Origin of the sequence: Paraburkholderia strydomiana (genome assembly GCF_046030495.1) — a bacterium.
GTDB classification, from domain to species: domain Bacteria; phylum Pseudomonadota; class Gammaproteobacteria; order Burkholderiales; family Burkholderiaceae; genus Paraburkholderia; species Paraburkholderia strydomiana_A.
In genome coordinates this window covers 63225-80076 of sequence record NZ_JAQQCJ010000031.1, presented here as the reverse complement: position 1 = coordinate 80076, position 16852 = coordinate 63225, and the positions used below count along the sequence as shown (strand labels likewise).

At 64.6% G+C, this 16852-nt stretch carries 18 protein-coding genes; 1 reads left to right on the top strand and 17 read right to left on the bottom strand.

What is annotated here, in order from left to right; translation table 11 throughout:
* Positions 1–10: 10 nt before the first annotated feature.
* From PQQ53_RS30320 to PQQ53_RS30275, 10 genes are all read right to left on the bottom strand, one after another.
* Complete coding sequence (locus PQQ53_RS30320) at positions 11–745, bottom strand: VirB8 family type IV secretion system protein (protein WP_408328312.1); 735 nt, start codon at positions 743–745, stop codon at positions 11–13.
* A gap of 190 nt (positions 746–935) precedes the next feature.
* The gene (virB5, locus tag PQQ53_RS30315) at positions 936–1628 is read right to left on the bottom strand and encodes a P-type DNA transfer protein VirB5 (protein WP_408148027.1); all 693 of its coding nucleotides are present in this window, start codon (positions 1626–1628) and stop codon (positions 936–938) included.
* Positions 1629–1639: 11 nt separating this feature from the next.
* The gene (locus tag PQQ53_RS30310) at positions 1640–2824 is read right to left on the bottom strand and encodes a TrbL/VirB6 family protein (protein WP_408148002.1); all 1185 of its coding nucleotides are present in this window, start codon (positions 2822–2824) and stop codon (positions 1640–1642) included.
* Complete coding sequence (locus tag PQQ53_RS30305) at positions 2821–5292, bottom strand: VirB4 family type IV secretion/conjugal transfer ATPase (RefSeq protein ID WP_408328309.1); 2472 nt, start codon at positions 5290–5292, stop codon at positions 2821–2823. Before PQQ53_RS30305 ends, PQQ53_RS30310 begins: the two co-directional genes overlap by 4 nt.
* 1 nt (position 5293) lies before the next feature.
* A complete protein-coding gene (locus tag PQQ53_RS30300) occupies positions 5294–5614 on the bottom strand; it encodes a VirB3 family type IV secretion system protein (protein WP_408147998.1) in 321 nt (106 codons plus the stop codon).
* Between the two features lie 26 nt (positions 5615–5640).
* On the bottom strand, positions 5641–5982 hold the full coding sequence (locus PQQ53_RS30295; protein ID WP_408328307.1) for a TrbC/VirB2 family protein: 342 nt from the start codon (positions 5980–5982) through the stop codon (positions 5641–5643).
* 35 nt (positions 5983–6017) lie between these two features.
* Positions 6018–6665 carry a lytic transglycosylase domain-containing protein gene (locus PQQ53_RS30290; RefSeq protein WP_408147994.1) on the bottom strand — a complete coding sequence of 216 codons (648 nt, stop codon included), beginning with the start codon at positions 6663–6665 and terminating at the stop codon, positions 6018–6020.
* On the bottom strand, positions 6662–7240 hold the full coding sequence (locus PQQ53_RS30285) for a hypothetical protein (RefSeq protein ID WP_408328304.1): 579 nt from the start codon (positions 7238–7240) through the stop codon (positions 6662–6664). Before PQQ53_RS30285 ends, PQQ53_RS30290 begins: the two co-directional genes overlap by 4 nt.
* Entirely contained in the window at positions 7233–8081 is an 849-nt protein-coding gene (locus PQQ53_RS30280; RefSeq protein WP_408328301.1) for a ParA family protein, read from the bottom strand. The genes PQQ53_RS30285 and PQQ53_RS30280 overlap by 8 nt, the downstream gene beginning before the upstream one ends.
* A 793-nt stretch (positions 8082–8874) precedes the next feature.
* Complete coding sequence (locus PQQ53_RS30275) at positions 8875–9129, bottom strand: helix-turn-helix transcriptional regulator (RefSeq protein WP_408147988.1); 255 nt, start codon at positions 9127–9129, stop codon at positions 8875–8877.
* 273 nt (positions 9130–9402) lie between these two features.
* Between PQQ53_RS30275 and PQQ53_RS30270 the strand changes: the two genes are divergently transcribed.
* Positions 9403–9648, top strand: a complete 246-nt coding sequence (locus PQQ53_RS30270; RefSeq protein WP_408147986.1) for a hypothetical protein — start codon at positions 9403–9405, stop codon at positions 9646–9648.
* A 337-nt stretch (positions 9649–9985) separates the two neighbouring features.
* Here the strand turns inward: PQQ53_RS30270 and PQQ53_RS30265 are convergent, their stop codons facing one another.
* The 7 genes from PQQ53_RS30265 to PQQ53_RS30235 all read right to left on the bottom strand — a co-directional run bounded on the left by PQQ53_RS30265 (position 9986) and on the right by PQQ53_RS30235 (position 16852).
* Positions 9986–11020, bottom strand: a complete 1035-nt coding sequence (locus PQQ53_RS30265; protein ID WP_408148025.1) for a porin — start codon at positions 11018–11020, stop codon at positions 9986–9988.
* A gap of 75 nt (positions 11021–11095) precedes the next feature.
* Positions 11096–11641: an amino acid synthesis family protein gene (locus PQQ53_RS30260; RefSeq protein WP_408147985.1), complete on the bottom strand. Its 546-nt coding sequence runs from the start codon at positions 11639–11641 to the stop codon at positions 11096–11098.
* A complete protein-coding gene (locus PQQ53_RS30255; protein WP_408328298.1) occupies positions 11638–13053 on the bottom strand; it encodes an amidase family protein in 1416 nt (471 codons plus the stop codon). The genes PQQ53_RS30260 and PQQ53_RS30255 overlap by 4 nt, the downstream gene beginning before the upstream one ends.
* 54 nt (positions 13054–13107) lie before the next feature.
* Positions 13108–14286, bottom strand: coding sequence for an ABC transporter substrate-binding protein (locus tag PQQ53_RS30250; protein WP_408147981.1), 1179 nt, complete (start codon positions 14284–14286; stop codon positions 13108–13110).
* Between the two features lie 28 nt (positions 14287–14314).
* Positions 14315–15058 carry an ABC transporter ATP-binding protein gene (locus PQQ53_RS30245; protein WP_408328295.1) on the bottom strand — a complete coding sequence of 248 codons (744 nt, stop codon included), beginning with the start codon at positions 15056–15058 and terminating at the stop codon, positions 14315–14317.
* Positions 15045–15779 (bottom strand): ABC transporter ATP-binding protein, encoded by a 735-nt coding sequence (locus tag PQQ53_RS30240; protein WP_408328292.1) that lies wholly within the window; start codon positions 15777–15779, stop codon positions 15045–15047. The genes PQQ53_RS30245 and PQQ53_RS30240 overlap by 14 nt, the downstream gene beginning before the upstream one ends.
* Positions 15779–16852, bottom strand: a complete 1074-nt coding sequence (locus tag PQQ53_RS30235; protein ID WP_408147975.1) for a branched-chain amino acid ABC transporter permease — start codon at positions 16850–16852, stop codon at positions 15779–15781. The genes PQQ53_RS30240 and PQQ53_RS30235 overlap by 1 nt, the downstream gene beginning before the upstream one ends.

Genomic DNA, 16852 nt, shown 5'->3' with positions numbered 1-16852 from the left:
ATGTTCGCTCTCATCGCCCACCTCCCGGAGCGGGTGACGATGCCGGCACCGACGCCGCAGGCGTGTATTCGGGATCGCGGCTATACGCCGTCACCCTGAACCCGAATGGGTTCTCGATCGCCGTGCGTTCGCGCGTGAAGACGAATGGCCGGTAAGTGAAGGCGAGCGTGATAACGAAGCGCTGCGGAGGTTCCGCGTTACCGATGCCGTTCTTCCACGTCGTGCGCTCGATATGCACGACAGCACGACCCGGTTCGTCCGGCACGAGCGTCGTCGAGAGAATGCGGATCCGCCGCTGCGTGTTCGCCCCGAGCTGGCGGTCCAGTGCATCGGGACCGCTGTAGATCGCCCGGTAATCCCGCGCGACACGGTCGTCGCTCATGTCGAGCACGCGGTCGTAGTCCATCTGCAGCAGGCCCCAGTCGTAGCGCTCGCGCGAGCGCACATACACTTCCAACCAGTGCTTGTCCTCGATGTCGCGCATGTGCATCTGCTTCGCGTCGAGCACGTCGATCACCTGCGCCTCACCGGTCAGACGGTCGACTTCGATCGGCAGCGGCACGACCCGGTAGAAAGGAACCATCACAGCCAGTGCGACCGCGCACAGGATCGCGACCACCACGGAGGCCGCCGCCACGTGCCATGCCCGACGCTCCGAGCGCTCCTGCAGATGCGTGACCGACACCTCAAAATCGAGTGCCCGGCGATAGTCACCCGATTCACAGGCGTCACGCTCACTGCTCATGGCCGCCTCCATCGGACGGGTAAGCCGGTGGCACGCGGTTCACCGGCACACGGTGCGAGCCATCCGGCAGGACAGGTTTGGGTGGATTTCCGGAGCATCCATTAATAAGCATGACTAATTGAAATACCAGGACTGCGACGACGGACCGGATCATGTCAGCCTCCTTGGTTTTCGAACTCAGTGGCCAAACTCAGTTGCCAAAACCCGCAGGCACCATCTGGTCCTGCAGCCGTGCGGTATTGCCGGCGCGCTTGAGCACAAGCTCCTGCTGCTGCTCGGCAATCAGCCGGTCTTCGGAATCGACCAGCATCCGGAAGAGCTGCAGCTTCGTCATCTCGTTACCGACCGCCGTGTTCTCGATCTGGATGCGCGCCTGCAACTCCGCGATGCCCTTCTGGTCCTGCGTGACGTCAATCTGCTGCATCAGGCCCTGGATCTGGTCGAGCTCCTGCAACTCCGTCTGGTACGCCTGGGTGCCGAACGCCTTGTCCTGGAACGGCTTGTTCAGCGCGCGCTGGCAGACCTGCTGGTCGATCCCGCTCTGATCTTCGCAGTTATAGATCTCGCTCGCCGAGCGCAGCGTCTGCGCGCTGCCCGTCAGACCCGCATAGCCGCCGTTCTGGATCGCCGTGTAGACCGACTGCCAGTTCGACGGCAGCGAGTTCGACAGCACCGGATTGCTCATCAGTTCGCCAAACCCGCGCGTGCCACTGAGCGACTGGTATAGCTGGAGTTCCTGCTGTACTTCCTGCTTCAGTTGCCCGACGGTCGCAATGGCCTGCACCACATTCTGCGCGTCGAAGACCGGGATGCCCTGTGCATGGGCCGACGGCATCGTTGCGACGATCATCACCACCACGAAGGGGACAAGACCGGTTTGCATGAATGACCTGATCATGACGATGACCCTCCTGCGTTATCCTGGTCGCCGAGGTGCTCGCGGGCAGCGCGCTGGTAGGCAGGAATATGACCTGCACCGCCGCCCGTGTTCGCGCTAGCGGCTTGCCCGCTGCCGCTGGAAATCCGCCCACCAGGCCGACGCGGGCCGTGTCCAAGACTGACGAGCGAGCCGAGACCTCTCACGGCACCACGCGACGCAAATCCGGCAACAAACGCACTGAACCCCGACAGCGTGGCGCCTCCGGCGAGTCCCGAGGCGACGGCCGGCAACTGCCAGCCGATGGTTGCCAGCAGCAGGGACGTGATGAACAGGCCGAATGCCGCACCCCAGGGTGCTATAGCGGTGAGCACTGCCTGACCTGCTGCAGCGAGCGCCGAAGCGTTTGTATCGGGCGAGGAAGCCGTGACGTTGAACGGCGCGAGATCGGCTGAGAACGCCGTGAGCGCCATGCCCAGAAACGCTGCGATGAGTACCTGCAGCAGCGCATAGTTCGTGACCTTCGCGGTCCACGTCTCGAAAAAGCGCGCTGTCGGGCCGAATGCGCCACAGGCGATGAAGGCCGGCCCAAGCCCCAGTACCAGATCCAGCAGCATTCTTGCCATCGTGACCTCGAATGCCAGGACCATCAGGAAAATGGCGCCGCCCAGCCCCACGATGAACCCGCCCGCCATATCACCGATGCCTGCGACAAAGCCGCTGACACTCAAGCCTTCGTGCGTTGCCTTGTTGAAGTACGCATCCATCACCAGATTAATCTGACGGTCATAGCAGTCGAGCGTCTGGTAAATGGCGGACGCGCTCGAGCCTGTCACGCTGCTGCCACTCACCGTTCCACAGCCAGGGTTGCCTGCACCGGCATTGGCCGCCGCGGTCTGGATCGTCTGGGCGAGGCCCGTCGTCGCCCCTTCGACTGCTGTGACGACCTGGGACTGATAGATGCCCGCGCCGAGCGCAAAGGCGAGCATGATGGCCACCTTCAGGCCACGCCACGCAAATGCAGGTACCGACTCATGGGCCTCGCCGCGCACCACGGCGAACCCGTACGTGATGATCCAGATCGTCAGGGCGGTTGTGACCACGGGCACCAGCGCGCTGGAGAGGACCGAGGACACGCTCGTGACATACGCCGACATTCCGTTCTCGAGCGTGCCGCCGACTGAAGTGAAAAGGCCGCTCATCGTGCACCTCTTCCCGACAGAGGCCCGGCTGGCGCGTTCGGGGCGGCCCCTGTCGCACGACGTTTCGCCAGCCGCTCATGAAACACGGGAAGCCACGCGACAGGATCGTCGCCCATCTCGGCACGTATCCCGTCGAGCAGTTCGACGTTGTCCGTCGTCCCCGACAGGACGTCGAGCACGTCACCGAGCCCGGCCAGATCCAGCCTGCCGATGGCCGAACGGTGGCCCTGCTTCATGAGGAACAGGCGGCTATTCTCGCCGAGAGACCGAACGATATTGAATTCGGCCTCGGTCAGCTTGAAGCCCTGCACGTAGTCGTCGTAGTCGGCACGCGGGTTCGGCAGGAAGAAGAACGTCGCCGTCTGCTCGACCAGCGCCCGCGCGATGTCGCTACGCAGCACATCGGCCGGGGACTGCGTATCGAAGATACCCAGACCGTTCTGCTTACGGATCGTCTTCTGCTTGTCCTTTGCGAAATCCGTGAAGACCGGATCGCCCAGGCGCTTCCAGAATTCGGTCATCACATACACAAAGCGCCGCCCGTCGATCAGGCTCTCCGTCAGATGCAGCAGATACATCGTGACGGGCGTCGACACCTCCGGATCGTCGAGCAGTTCCGTATCATCGAAGCCGAAAAGATGGTTGTGACTAAAATCCAGCAGGTCCGACGGGTTGTCCAGTACCCAGCCGAGCCGGCCGCCGGCGCACCATTTCGTCAGGCGCGCATGCAGGCTGTTCTCGCCCACCGCCGGCAGGAGTTGCCGGACCATCGACAGGCGCCGCAGCCGCCGTTCCATGCGTGCGACCTCCCGCACGGCACGCGAAATGTCGAGTTCATCCTTCGCCGACAGCAGCGTGCCGGTGTGGACCAGCCGGCGCACCAGCCGCTCCCAGAAGTCCAGCACCGCTTCGTCCGGATCGAGCTGGAACGGATTAAGTCCCGTCGGGACGCCCCGTCGAAACACCGTGTAGCGGCCGCCCATCGCCCGGATCGCGATCTCGGTGCCCCGGTCCTTGTCGTAGACGACGCCGGTGAGGCCATACTTCATCGCCATCGCAAGGAGGAACAGCTCCAGCACCGTTTTGCCGGCACCCGCCTGGCCGATGATCTGCGTGTTGGCGAGCGCCTTCTCGTCAGCGGACTCCTTCTTCTCCGGCGTCGCGTGGAAGTTCAGGTATAGCGGCTGGCCACTCGGCGTCTTGACGATCGTGATCGCCTCGCCCCACGGATTACCGTCGCGCTTGCCCGTCGCGAAGTTGTGCAGGCTCGCGAGCCCACAGAAATTGCGCGACGTGAGCTTCGCCTCGCGTGGCCGGTAGCGCCAGTTACCAGGCAACTGGGCGAACCAGGCCGCGTCCGCCACGAGGTCCACCAGTGCCGTCTGGAAGCCGACATCGGCGAGCTGCGTGCGCGCCTTCGCCACGTGCCGCGCGATCTCGTCGGGCCCGTCACCGAGCACGGCCAGCGAACAGTGATATTCACCGAGGACGAAATCACCGTTGATCAGGTCGTCCAGCGCCTGGTCCATTGCCTGAACCTGCGACACCGCCACGTCCTCGCCCGCAATCAGCTGGTTGCGCTGACGCTCGAGCGCCTCCTTCGCCGTGGGACGGTCGAGAATCGTGAAGCTCTGGGTCTCGATGTATTCGAAGTCACCGTAGAGCAGACCGTCGAGCATCCCCGGCTCGGTCTCCTCGGGATAGTCCTTCAGATCGAGTAGCGCCGCATAGCGCGTCGCCCCTGGCATGCGGATCTCGACCTTCTCGGTCCGGAAGAAAAGCCGCGAAGTCGGCAGCGCCTCCGCAATCCGGCCAGACGGGACGGGCACGGGCTCCCACGCGGCGTTGACGAGATAACCCAGGAACTCCAGCGCGGCTGAGAAACGCACGGGGCGCTGCGTGTAACGGATCGGCTTCCTGTAGACACCGAGCGGCACCGGGTCCCAAGGCTTCAGGCCGGATTCGACCTGGGCGGCAAGCTCCGCCATCACCTTCAGGGCTTCCTGCTGGTCCCGCCGGATATCATCGGGCGTGCGGCGTGCCGCCTGACTGAAAAGACGCCCCAGGCGCGTGCGGTGCGGCCGGTACACAAGCGTCAGGTACAGTTCGTTGGCCATCATCCGGTAGCCGGCAAAGCTCGCGTAGTAGCGAGTCGCGAGCTCCTGGCAGAACGGGTTGCCGTACGGCGTGGCGAAATGGTCGCTCACGCGCCGGCGGATCCGGTGCGACCACAGGCCGACGTGACCACCCGGCAGGCTGCGCACGAGCTGGTTGAATCCTTCGTGACGCACGAGGATGTCACCGGGATCAGCCGCTTCGAAGGCGATGCCGGCGATCTTCCAGACACGCAGGTAGTCCCCTTCTCGCGTGCGGATTACGTGGTCGGTCACGTGCGACGAAAACGGCACGAAGTCCGCGAGCACAACCTCGCGCCCGGCCACGTCGATGAGTTGCGGCTGTGCGCTCATCTCAGCCTCTCCTCTTGATGCGGACCGGCACGTAGGCGTGTGCGCCCCAGAAACGACGGTTGCGCTGGCGAACTACCATACGAACGCACAATGCGAACTGCGCCAGGCGCTGGTCGTCGTGGCGCGTGACCGAGCGCATCGTGACGAAGACGGGGATGAGGAGCAGCACGATGCCGACACCCACCGGAGGACTCGCGAGCAGCGCCCAGATCGCGGGAATCAGGATGCTGCCGCCTACCATCAGGAACGGCACAAGTGGCACGCCCCAGAGCATCGCGGGTCGCGTGCAGCCCTTGAAGACGGGATCCCTCAGTGGATTCATGAGCGGATTCATGTGCGCCTGCCGCATCAGCTCGTCGGAATCAGCATCGCTGCGATCACCGTGGCGCAGCCCACGAACAGGCCGCCGATGAACACGTTGGCAATGTCGCCGAAGCGCGCGTGCTGGAACATCATCTTGAAGCCCGCCCAGATGATCGAGATCGAGCACACCACCGCGCCCACGCTGAGCAGCGTGGTCTGGATCGTCGTGAGCAGCGTGTTGACCTGCGAGAGCTGCGCGTATGCCGGCGTCACCGTCACCGTCAACAGAGCGGCAATCCCGAGCCCGTTGCGACCGGTTAGCACCGACGCGAGAAACCACAACGCCAACCGGATCGCTATCCATTTCATCTGTAGTCCTGATTTCATGGAATGCTCCTGTTACACATATCGGTTCTGCTCCGTCAGAAGACGACGGCACTTTCCTGCGTCATGTCACCGGGTACACCGATCGGGCGATTTCGCCTGCCGTCCGTGGTCGAAGGAGTTCCATCGTGGATGCGCAAGGCACCGGAACGTGCGCCCTGCGGACCGGACGGAATGACGCGAATGGGTGGAATGTCGGTGGTAATGGGAGAAACCACAGGATCCGGGCGCGCGGCGTCAGCGACGACCCGTTGCACGTAGCCCGTACGAAAACCCGTGGAAAAGTCGCCGCTCGCGTAGCACGACAGCCCGGCGCGCAATGCGCTCTGCGCTTCCGGATGCCTGAACCTCGCGCGCTCGAAGCAGCCCTGGAGGATGGCCGCGCCGGCGGCGAGATTGCGGCAAGGATCGAAAGCGGCCTGCGGCGTCAGCCCGAGCCGGAGCCAGTTCGCGTGGTTCACCTGTGCGAGTCCTGCGCTGTAATTCCATCCGCCGCTCTCCAGTGCGCGTGTGGTCGCGACGGCCTCATCGAGGTTCGCGGGCTGCCGCTCGAGGCGGCCGCGTACCACGCCGATCGCGTACGGGTTAAAGCCTGACTCGATCCGCACGATGGCTGCCATCGTGGCGGGCGCCACGGCCGGCGCGCACTGCTGTGTCAGGGCGAGAAATGCGGCGAGCGGAATCATTCGCCACCTCCGTGGCCGCCCGAGCTTTCGTACTCCCGCTCGAGAAAGAGGCGCGCCGACTGGGTCGGCTCATGCGGAACCGCCGTACCGCCAGCCCCGTAGAACTCCGTGATCGTGCGGTCCGCACCTCTCGCATCCCACCAGACCCGCGTGTACAGTGCGCTGCTGATCTCGACGTTGATCGCCCCACGCGCATTGCACAGCAGCTCGCTCTGCTCGGGGCCACCCCAGTACAGCAGATCCTCGCGGCAGTAACTGGCACTCGCAAAGATGTTCACCGCCGACGTTCCCTGTGAGCCGCCTGCGCCGAAGTCGCAGGCCGGAAAAGGATCGCCGTGGCGCAAGGCCGCCCACAGTCTCCCGATTGGCGGGACGCACTCACCGTACTGTTCGGGACCACCGGGATTGGACAGGCACAGGATCACCTGGCAGCCCCAGTCGCCGGCACGGGCAGTGCCAGGCGCCATGATTGATGCACCGACGAACGCAGCGATGACGGTCGACCAACGGCGCAACGCCCGCAGCTGCGCGCGACCAGGGACCGCAACGTCGAATGAGATGGCGCCGTCATGCATCGCACACCTCCGCATCGCGACGGGCGTGCACCGCATCGTTCCCGATAGCATCAAGCCGCCGTGTGAGCACATTCAGACAGGCGGTCACCGTCCGCGACGCTTCGGCTACCCGGACGTCCTGCGCGGCGGCCCGGCCGTGCGGCACCGGGCGTTTTTTAATGCGCCCGACGGACCCCAGACGAGGCAGCCAGGCGTATCCGTAGGGAAAGGCCTGGTCCACGATCAGCCATTCACGCAGCGTCGTTTCCATCATCTTCACCCACGCCTCTTCCATCGGCGAAGGGACATCGACAACCGGCAGAAGCCCGGCAAAGCGCAATGCCGGATTCAGTCGCGCGCGGACATTGCGGATTCCGTATGTGCCGTTGATGACCGCGGACGCGCATTCGACACATTCCGGTGACATCGCGAGAGGGCTCAGCACCGCATCCGCCAGCGCCTCCGCACAGACAGCACGCAGGTCCGGCAGGATCGGCGCATCGATCAGGCACACATCGAACCATGGCCCCACGGCAGACAGCAGGTGACGGAGATTCGCGTAATAGCGGGTACGTGCGGGATCATCACTCGAACGCAGACCGTCGACGGCGTCGGCGCTGAGGACGCGAAGGCGCCCAGCCGTTACGGGTTGGGCGCGCTCCGGCAGACCCGGCACGCTGTTGCCGGAGCCTGTCGTGTCATGTCCGTGGCTGGCGAGCATCTGTGCGCAGCGCGGTGGCTCAGCCAGGTCCAGCACGAGCACGCGCCAGTGGTTGATGCGGCGCAGGTGACGGGCAAGCAGGCAGGTCAGCAGCGTCCTGCCCGAATTACCCTTTGCCGAAATGATCACAAGCGATTTCATGGTTCATCGTCCTCAGCCGCGCCCGCGGTCGATGAACCTGCGAAGAAAAAGGAACCCGCGGCGCCAGGGAGGCTGGCCGCGGGCCCAACGGGGGATCATTGCATCAGCGCCAGAAAGCACAAAAGCCTGCAGATGCAGGCTTTTTTCGAATGCGTCACGGCACACCACGTCGTCGCACAAACATCGAACTGCGGGGCCGCTAACGCGTACTCGGTCGTGCGTGGCACGTTGACCGGATCAGATTGTTGGTTTCAATCTAGGCGAGTGGGCCGCCCATTGCAAGTGACCTCAGGCACAGCGCCGTCCTTCCATTTACCCACGTGTTCCCAGGTGTTCCCACGGGTTCTCGAAAAAATTTCACGTCCAGACCTTCACCCTGACGTCCCCTGCTACAGCGGCGTCGCTCGCCAACACAACATGCCAGCTGCGCACCAGCACGAGCTGGCTCGGCGATGGGCCCCCTATCTGTCTCCGTCCCGGTCGATCAGCCGCCTTCACGATCCTGGGTAATCCTGGGTCCCGCCATCCAGGACCCGTGCGAGCGCCGCCCGTGCAGCGGCAAGTTCGGACTCAAAGCATTGGACCGGGCGCCGCGGTATACGCAGCCGACGGCAGACTACCTCCCGAGGCGCATGCCAGAGATAGACCATGCGCAGCAGGTCGCGATGCCGGGGATGCAGGGTCCGCCATGCTTTCGTGATCCGCGCCGCATCGACCGGATCGTAGGCGCCGCGCGATGCGTTACCCCAGTTCTCCAGCCGCCGGCGCGGAGGTGCCGAAGCGGGATCGCGACTCATGGCGCGCGCCCTGACGCATGTGCCATTTCGTCGTCGCGCGCTGGCACAGGCGCCCGGTAACGCGCGGGATTTTCCAGAAACCTTTCAATGTCCGCCGCGCGCCATCCCACCAGGCGACCACCCAGTGGCACGGCCGGGGGAAATGTTCCGGCCTGCATACGCCGGTAAATCGTTGAACGTGACAGCCCCGTTATCTCTTCGACCTGACGGCGGCGCAGGATCCTGTGCGCCTCACTGTTCGCAGTTGACATGGCCTTCCCCCAGAAAAGATGCCGGCCTCGGGTTGCCGGTACATGGGGGCATTCAAGCAGCAGTCGCGTCCGGCTTCCAAACCCGTCTTATCGACGGGAAGCTCCCGTCGGGCGTGGCGAACGACGTGTGGGCGACGCGTAACGTATCAGCTATCGACGGCGGTGATTATCGCGGTCAATCTCACGAATGCGGAGCGTAGAATTGTCAACACCGGACATACAGCGGTAGTCCAGCAAAGGTCGTACCCCTCGCATCAACCAGGAGCAACGTTCGTGCTGTCTTCCGATGAATGGCAAAAGCGTACCGTTGAGGATGGTGCCGTGCGCTGCCCGGCATGCGACGCGCTGACCGTGACGATGGGAGCGTGTGCTGTAGGCGCGTATACGATCTACCAGGAGTATGTGTGCGAAAACTGCGGGTACGAATTCCAGGCCATGTTTGGCCTGATCGGGTGTGTGCCCGGACACAACAACGAGGACAACGACGCCCGAGGCATTGTTCCGCCAGCAGGCAACTGAGTACATCGGCCTGGAACCCGGGATACGGTTACAGGCATGCAGGCGTTGCGGTCCTGCAGAGCCGCTGGAGCGCGCTCGTCCGAAGCGATTCAACCGCGCCTCAGAGGAAATCGCCAGCGACCGCGCGCCCTGGTTTCCCAAGCTTCGCTGCGCGGCATGCGCTCCAGAGATTTTTCGTCACGCTCCGACTGCCCTCGCGGCTTGAGTGCGACGCGTTGCAACACGCGCCGCCGGGATCCGAGGCGTCATCCGCCGCATTGTGGAGGGATTCCGATGCGCCGACCTGCCAGTTTCGTCACCGGTTTTCCGGGCATCCAGGCATGCTGGACAGGGTCGACTAGAACTTCATCCTGATGCCCGCACCCACGCTATTGCCGGACGACACGCTGGTCATCGTGTCGTACCGCCATGCGGCGTAGACGTCCGTGCGCTTCGACAGCGGGTAGTCGTATCCGAGCACCACGGTCGACCAGCGGATATCGGCGCCCTGTGCAGGCCGCCGGAGCGTCCCCGCCCAGGACACCAGTATGCTGCCCGTGCCGACCCGGGCGCTCGCCCCCACCTGAACGGTATCGTCGGTGAGCTCGTTGTTGTTGGTCACCCGTTCGTACTGCAGATAAAGCTTGACCGCCTGCAGGCGATATGCCGCTCCGGCCAGCCACGCCGTCTGCTCCGTGGCGCCGTTCAGGAAAAGCGAAGCGGTGTGAAGACTCTGAACTGCGGCAGTCGCCGAGAACGGCCCCGCGAAGTACAGCACGTTCGCACTGTAATTCGCCTGCCCGGCGTGGCCCGCAATGCCTGCATTGCTGTACAGCACACTTCCTGTCAGACCGCCCACCTCCGGCGACTGGTAGACGATCGAGTCGTCAATCGCCGTATCGCTTTGCACCGACGCAGCGCCCATCGCAGAACCCAGAAACGTGTGGACCACCATGGGGGAGAAAACGAACGAGTTGCCGAACGGGTTGAAAAGCAGTGTGGAGACGAACAGCAGTGAATCGTTACGCCCCAGCGTCAGTTGACCAGATTGCCCGCTCAAACCAACGAACGCCCTGCGGCCAAAGAATGACTGCCCGTTGAACGCGCCTGACTGACCGCCGTTGATCCGGTAGAAGCTCTCGAGCGTGAAGATCGCCTTCATGCCACTGCCCAGATCCTCGGCGCCCGACATGCCCCAATACGATGTCGAGAGCCCGCCCGACCCCACCTGCCAGGCGTTGCCCGCCGAGCCGGGTGTACGCACCACCCCGGCAAATGCATCGGCCAGCCCGTAGAGTGAAACCGACGACTGGGCGTGTGCCACGCCCACTGTGACGCACAACGACAGCGCTGCCAGCGCCTTGTTCCATGTTCCCCGCACATCCCTGCACATGTTTTTCTCCTTCATCGCTTGTGAGTGTTCTCTTGACGCTCTCGCCCGCCTGACGGCACGGTCTGTCGCCGTGCGTCACCCCGGCCTGACGCGTGCGAGCGGCCTTCCGCGCTCGGCCAGTGCAATGGCGATCAGCAGTTCGTCCGGTGCCGGTGAGTCGGGGACGCAGAGCGATACCGTGTCGAAGTGGTCGAAGCTCCACATGTCCGTGACGCTGTGCAGGGGAATATCGACGCACGCACCCGCCGACCCGCGCTTCGTGACGGAGGGCATGATCGAGGAGGCGCCAGGCAGGCAGACGCGCACCGACTTGCCGAGTCGTGGATGCAGCACCGCCGCTCCCCATTCGAGCGGTACGCCTGTGCCAGCAAGCGCGGCCTTCCCGTAACCCTGGATGTCTTGCCCCGCACAACCGAGCGCAAGCAGCGCCCGTCCGGTGAGCAGCTGGCCAAGTTCGGCGCCCGCCGCATATAGCGCCTCAAGCTCGCAGGCGGCATCCTGGTCGGTCGTCTTAAGTACCGCAGCGGCCACTATCTGGCGGTGCGGTGGAGTCACTGGCGTGCCGAGCTCCGCGCACCGTTCAACGAGATGGAGCACGATCCGCGTGATCTGGACGTTCATGGCACGATCTCCGTATCGCCCGGTAGCTGCAATTCCAGGCCCGGTGCCGGAAACTCCCCCCTCGCCAGTTCGTACGCACGCGCTGCCCGCAGGACCAGGGCATCGCTGCCCCGACGCCCGATAATCTGCAGGCCGACAGGCAGATCCCCGGCGAATCCGCACGGCACGGATATCGCAGGCACGCCAGCCTGGTTGCACCACGCTGTCAGAACGGGCGCCTGACGCAGATGGGCGGGCAGGCCGGGAACCGGAGGCGGTCCGCAATGAAACGTCGGCGTGAGGAGCAGGTCATAACGCTCGAAGAAGGTTTCCATCGATGCGCCGAGTGCGTGACGGGCAAGCAGTGCATCAACGAATGTCGCGGTGTCGATCCGTGCCCCTGCATCCGAAAGTGCCGTCAGCTCAGGATCAAGCAGTGACCTGTCGGCTGCCTCCATATGCCGCACGCGCTGCGCGAAGAACACGGACCACTGGACCGAATGCATGCGGCCATTGCCGTAGTGGTCCGCAATCGGCGCGACATCGGTCTGGATGACCGTCGCGCCGATTGCGCCAAATGTGTCCACTGCCCTCCCGACACACTCCGCGATGTCCGGCGCCACCGACACACTGTCCGGGGCGGGACACCAGGCGACCCGCAGACCCGCGACGCCGTCGTCCAGCGCGCAGGAATAGCCGGATGGACTCCCCGCTCCAGGAGGCCGGTTGCCATTCGCGCAGGTCATCGCATCAAGCATCAAAGCTGCATCGCGCACGGTTCGCGCGATCTGGCCGAGCGTAGACAGTGCGGTCCACGACACCGCATTGCCCGCCGGCACCAGCGCGAACGTAGGCTTGAAACCAACCACACCGCTCCAGCCGGCCGGAATCCGGATGGACCCGCCCCCATCGGTCGCAAGCGATAGCGGACCCATGCCCAGCGCAACCGCGACCGCCGATCCGCCGCTGCTGCCTCCCGGCGAGAGCCCCGTATCCCACGGATTACGCGTCGCGCCTGTCAACGGGCAGTCAGTGACGATCTTGTTGCCGAACTCGGAAGTCGTGGTCTTGCCGAACGGTATGGCACCCGCGCGCCGCAGCCGTGCGACGGCCGGTGCATCGGCGTTTTCACGGTCCGGCGAAGCGGTCCATGATCCATGCCGTGTCGGAAGACCGGCCACGGCGACGAGATCCTTGACCGAAACCGGTACGCCATCGAGCGGACCACACGGCTCGCCGCGCATCCACCGGCGCTCGGCTTCGCCGGCCGCCGACATCGCCCCTTCCTCGTCGAGGGCGCAGAAGGCGTTGACTACCGGATCGAGCTTCGTGACCCTGTCCAGTACCGCGCACATGACCTCCACAGGCGAGAGGCTGCGCTGCCGGAAGCCGGTAACCAGCTGAGCTGCATTCAGCGTGAGAATTTCGCTCATTCTGTAGTCCTTATCTATTGATACACAACATTCCAAAGCGTGAGGAGGGCACGTCTATCCTTCACAGCCCGGTGTAACGGGGCCGGTGGATTCCAGGATCGAAAAGCTGTTATCGGCAAGCGCCTGGCCGATCCGTGTCTGGCAAAGCACATGGCCCCCGTCGTGACTCACACCGGTTTTGCCACGCGGCAGCGCAACGGACACGGCGGGCAATGCAGCCCTCACGCGCCCGGCGTCGACACTTCCCGCCGACCGGACGGCTTCGGCGAAAAGACGAATGCCCGCGTAGGTGTTCTCGCCGTGCGGGAGCACCACGGCATAGCGGCCGAGGCGGGGGTCGCGTGCGTCGGCGTAACGGGCTGTATAGCGCGTGAGGAACGCCTGGTTTTCCGGGCTGTCGATGCTCATGAAGTACGACGACACGCCTATCGTTCCGGTCGATGCACCTGTGGTTGCGATCGAGAGGGATTCGTGCGCGATATCGGTCGCCAGCTGCGGTTTCATCGCGAACGACCGGTACTGCTTCACGAACGTCACCGGGTCGTCCCCGATGCTGTGCCACACGATCTGCGGCCTGGCACTGGCGACCTGTTGCAGGACGGCACCGTAGTCGCGTGTGCCGAATGGCAGCCAGTAGACGCCGAGGAACTTCCCGCCATGGCGGGCCACCGCAGCCTGCAGCTGCGGGATCAGCACCTTCCGGTTGCTGCCGATGTCCGAGACGACTGCGCAGACGGACTGTCCACCGCCCTGCATGAGCCACGCAATGAGTGGCTCGATCCGCTGGCTCGCAGCGAGCCCTGTTGTGAGCAGTTGCGGGTCGCACCGCCCCTCGTCGAAGTTCGGATAGACGATGAGCTTTCGCGCTGCCCTCGCCGCCTGAAGGGCCGCCTCGCGCTCGGATGGCAGCACCATGCCCGTGATCATCGCCACGTCGTCACGCATGAAAAGCTGCCGCGCCTTCTCCAGCGTCACGGCCGTCGACATCTGCGTGTCCTCGACGCTCAGTTGCAACGGTCGGCCAAGCAGCCCACCCGCCGCATTGATCTCGTCCACCGCTAGCGCCGCACAGTTACGGTTGGTCTGTCCCACACGCGTCAGGGGACCGCTGAGTGGCGCGAGCAGGCCGATCTTCAACGGCTCGGCACCACGTGCGAGCGGCGGGACAGCCGATGTGGCGAGGGATGCCGCTGCGCCAAGCAGCACGGTTCGGGAAAATTCACGTCGGTTCATGCTTTTTCTCACTAGGTATCACTGGATTTCACTGGATGTTTTCAGGGCGGAAGTCCGGCGCGGCCTCGGCGACCGGAGAGAGATAGCGCGCGAGCGGGTGTTCGCCCGTCCCGCTGTGTCGCGGCCCAACGGCACCGGCATGCACGAGCCGCCCGTTGCTGAGCACGATGCAGCGCCGCGCGCTCTGAAGGACGAGATCGAGGTTCTGTTCGACCAGGAGCACCGCCAGCTTCGAGCGACGGCAGAGCTCGGGAATCACCTCGCCGATACGCTCGACCAGATTGGGCTGCACGCCGTCGGACGGCTCATCCAGCAGGAGCAGTTTTGGCCGTCCGCACAGGGCGCGTGCGATGGCGAGGACCTGCTGCTCGCCGCCCGAGAGCGTGCCGCCCTGCTGCGACAGACGCGTCCTGAGCACCGGAAAGTAGTCGAATACCTCGTCGAGAATGTCCGCCCCACCGGCGGCCTGCGTGCCCATCAGCAGGTTCTCGCGCACGGTCAGTTTCGGAAAGATCCAGCGCCCCTGCGGCACCAGCCCGATACCCCGGCGTGCGATCTCGTGCGTGCGCAGGCCCTTCAACGGCTGGCCCAGGAAAGCGATCTCTCCACTCACACGCGGCAGCAGCCCCATGACTGCCTTCACCAGCGTGGTCTTGCCGGCACCGTTGCAGCCGAGCACACCGACCACCTCGTTCGGCAGCACGTCCAGCGTGAGGTTGTGAACCACATCCACGTCGCCGTATCCGGCGCACAGATTTTCAATGCGCAGCATGTGTCGCCCCCCGCCCCAGATAGATGCGGCGGATCTCCTCGTCGTCCGCGATTTCCGCATACGACCCCCGTCGAACCACCTCTCCCCGGTGCATCACCCACGTCTCGCATGCGAGGGACTGCACGAAGCCGAGGTCGTGTTCGATGGCGAGCACTGCGCATTGTTCACGCAACCGATGAATAAGCTGCACCAGCCGCTGTGCGTCCTTCGCAGAGAGGCCGGCTGCGGGTTCGTCGAGAAGCAGCAATGCGGGCTGGCACATGACGGCCATGCCGATCTCAAGCCACTGGCGCTCACCATGCGGCAGATGCGAGGCGACTTCGCTCGCCTGCCCCGCCAGACCCACCTCCTCCAGAACCGCGTCGGGATCCGGCATCGGCGTAGTCCGGTAAGCCGCGACGCCAAGACCGGCCACCACCAGATTGTCGCGCACGGTCATCGTGAGGAAGGTGTTGGTCCCCTGGAACTTGCGCACCACGCCGCGCCGGCAGAACGCGTGCATCGGGCGACCGGTCATCCGTTCGCCATCGAGAATCAGCTCGCCGGAACCGGGGGCGATCGCGCCCGACAGCAGGCCAACGAGCGTGCTCTTGCCCGCCCCGTTCGGACCGATCACGCACAGCAGGTCGCGTCGCGCGATGGTGATGTCGACGCCCGCCACGGCGTTGATTCCACCGAATGCGCGCGACAGGTTGGTGCCCTGCAGAAACTGGCCGTCCATTACCGTTCCTCCTGTGCGTGTCCGGCGCGGCGAACCGGCGACCTGCCCCATACCGCTCGACCGGCCCGACGCGCGGCCTCCACCAGTTCATGGAGTCGCAGTCCGTTCGGCATGAACAGGACACATGCGAGAAACAGACCGCCGAGGATCAGGGGCCAGCCGTCCGTGCTGTAGCTGGAGACGGTTTGCCTGAGCAGCGTCAGAACGACCGCGGCGACGACAGGACCACCAATTCTTCCCCTGCCGCCGATGGCCACCCAGAGGATCACTTCGGTCGCAAGGAGCGGCGAGAACACGTCCGGGGCCACCACCCCCGAGGAAGCAGCCATCAGCGCGCCCGCAATTGCGGCAAGCGCCGCCGAGGCGACGAAGACGAGCAGCAGGTGAAACGACGTGTGATAGCCACACGCTTTTGCGCGCCACTCGTTGCTCGAGATCGCATCAAGCACCTTGCCGTAGCGGCTGCGGCACACGAGCCATATCAGGCCAGTCGCGGCAAGCAGTACAACGGCTACCGTGTACCAGGAGGCGCGAGGACCGCTCATGTCGAACGTGTGGCTGCCCACGTTGAATGACAGTCCCGGGATGCCCAGGATGCCCGTGTCGCCTCCGGTAATCGACTGCCAGCTGACGGCGAGCTGCTGCGCGACGATCAGCACGGCCAGGCTGATGATGGCGAAGAAGTGAAGCCTCACCCCCGCAAAGAGCAGAAAATACCCAATCACCGCGGCGACTGCCACAGCGCAGAACATACCCACCGCCAACCCGGTCACGGACGCCTGTCCGAACTGAACGGTCGTGATGGCAAATCCGTAAGCGCCGAGACCCAGGAACGTCGTGTGCCCGAGCGTGAGCACCCCGGCCCGCCCCCAGAGCAGGTCATAGCTCAACGCGAGGATCCCCATGACCAGCGCATCGCGCACCGTCGACAGCAGCCAGGGTCCGGCAAAAAAAGGCACGATTGCCACGGCTGCCATTGCCACGCTCCACATCAACAGCGGCGAAACATCCCTGGGGCCGAGGGCGGGCTGTGAGAGCCAGAGCCGCAGACAGCCTGCGTGTTTTCCAGACAT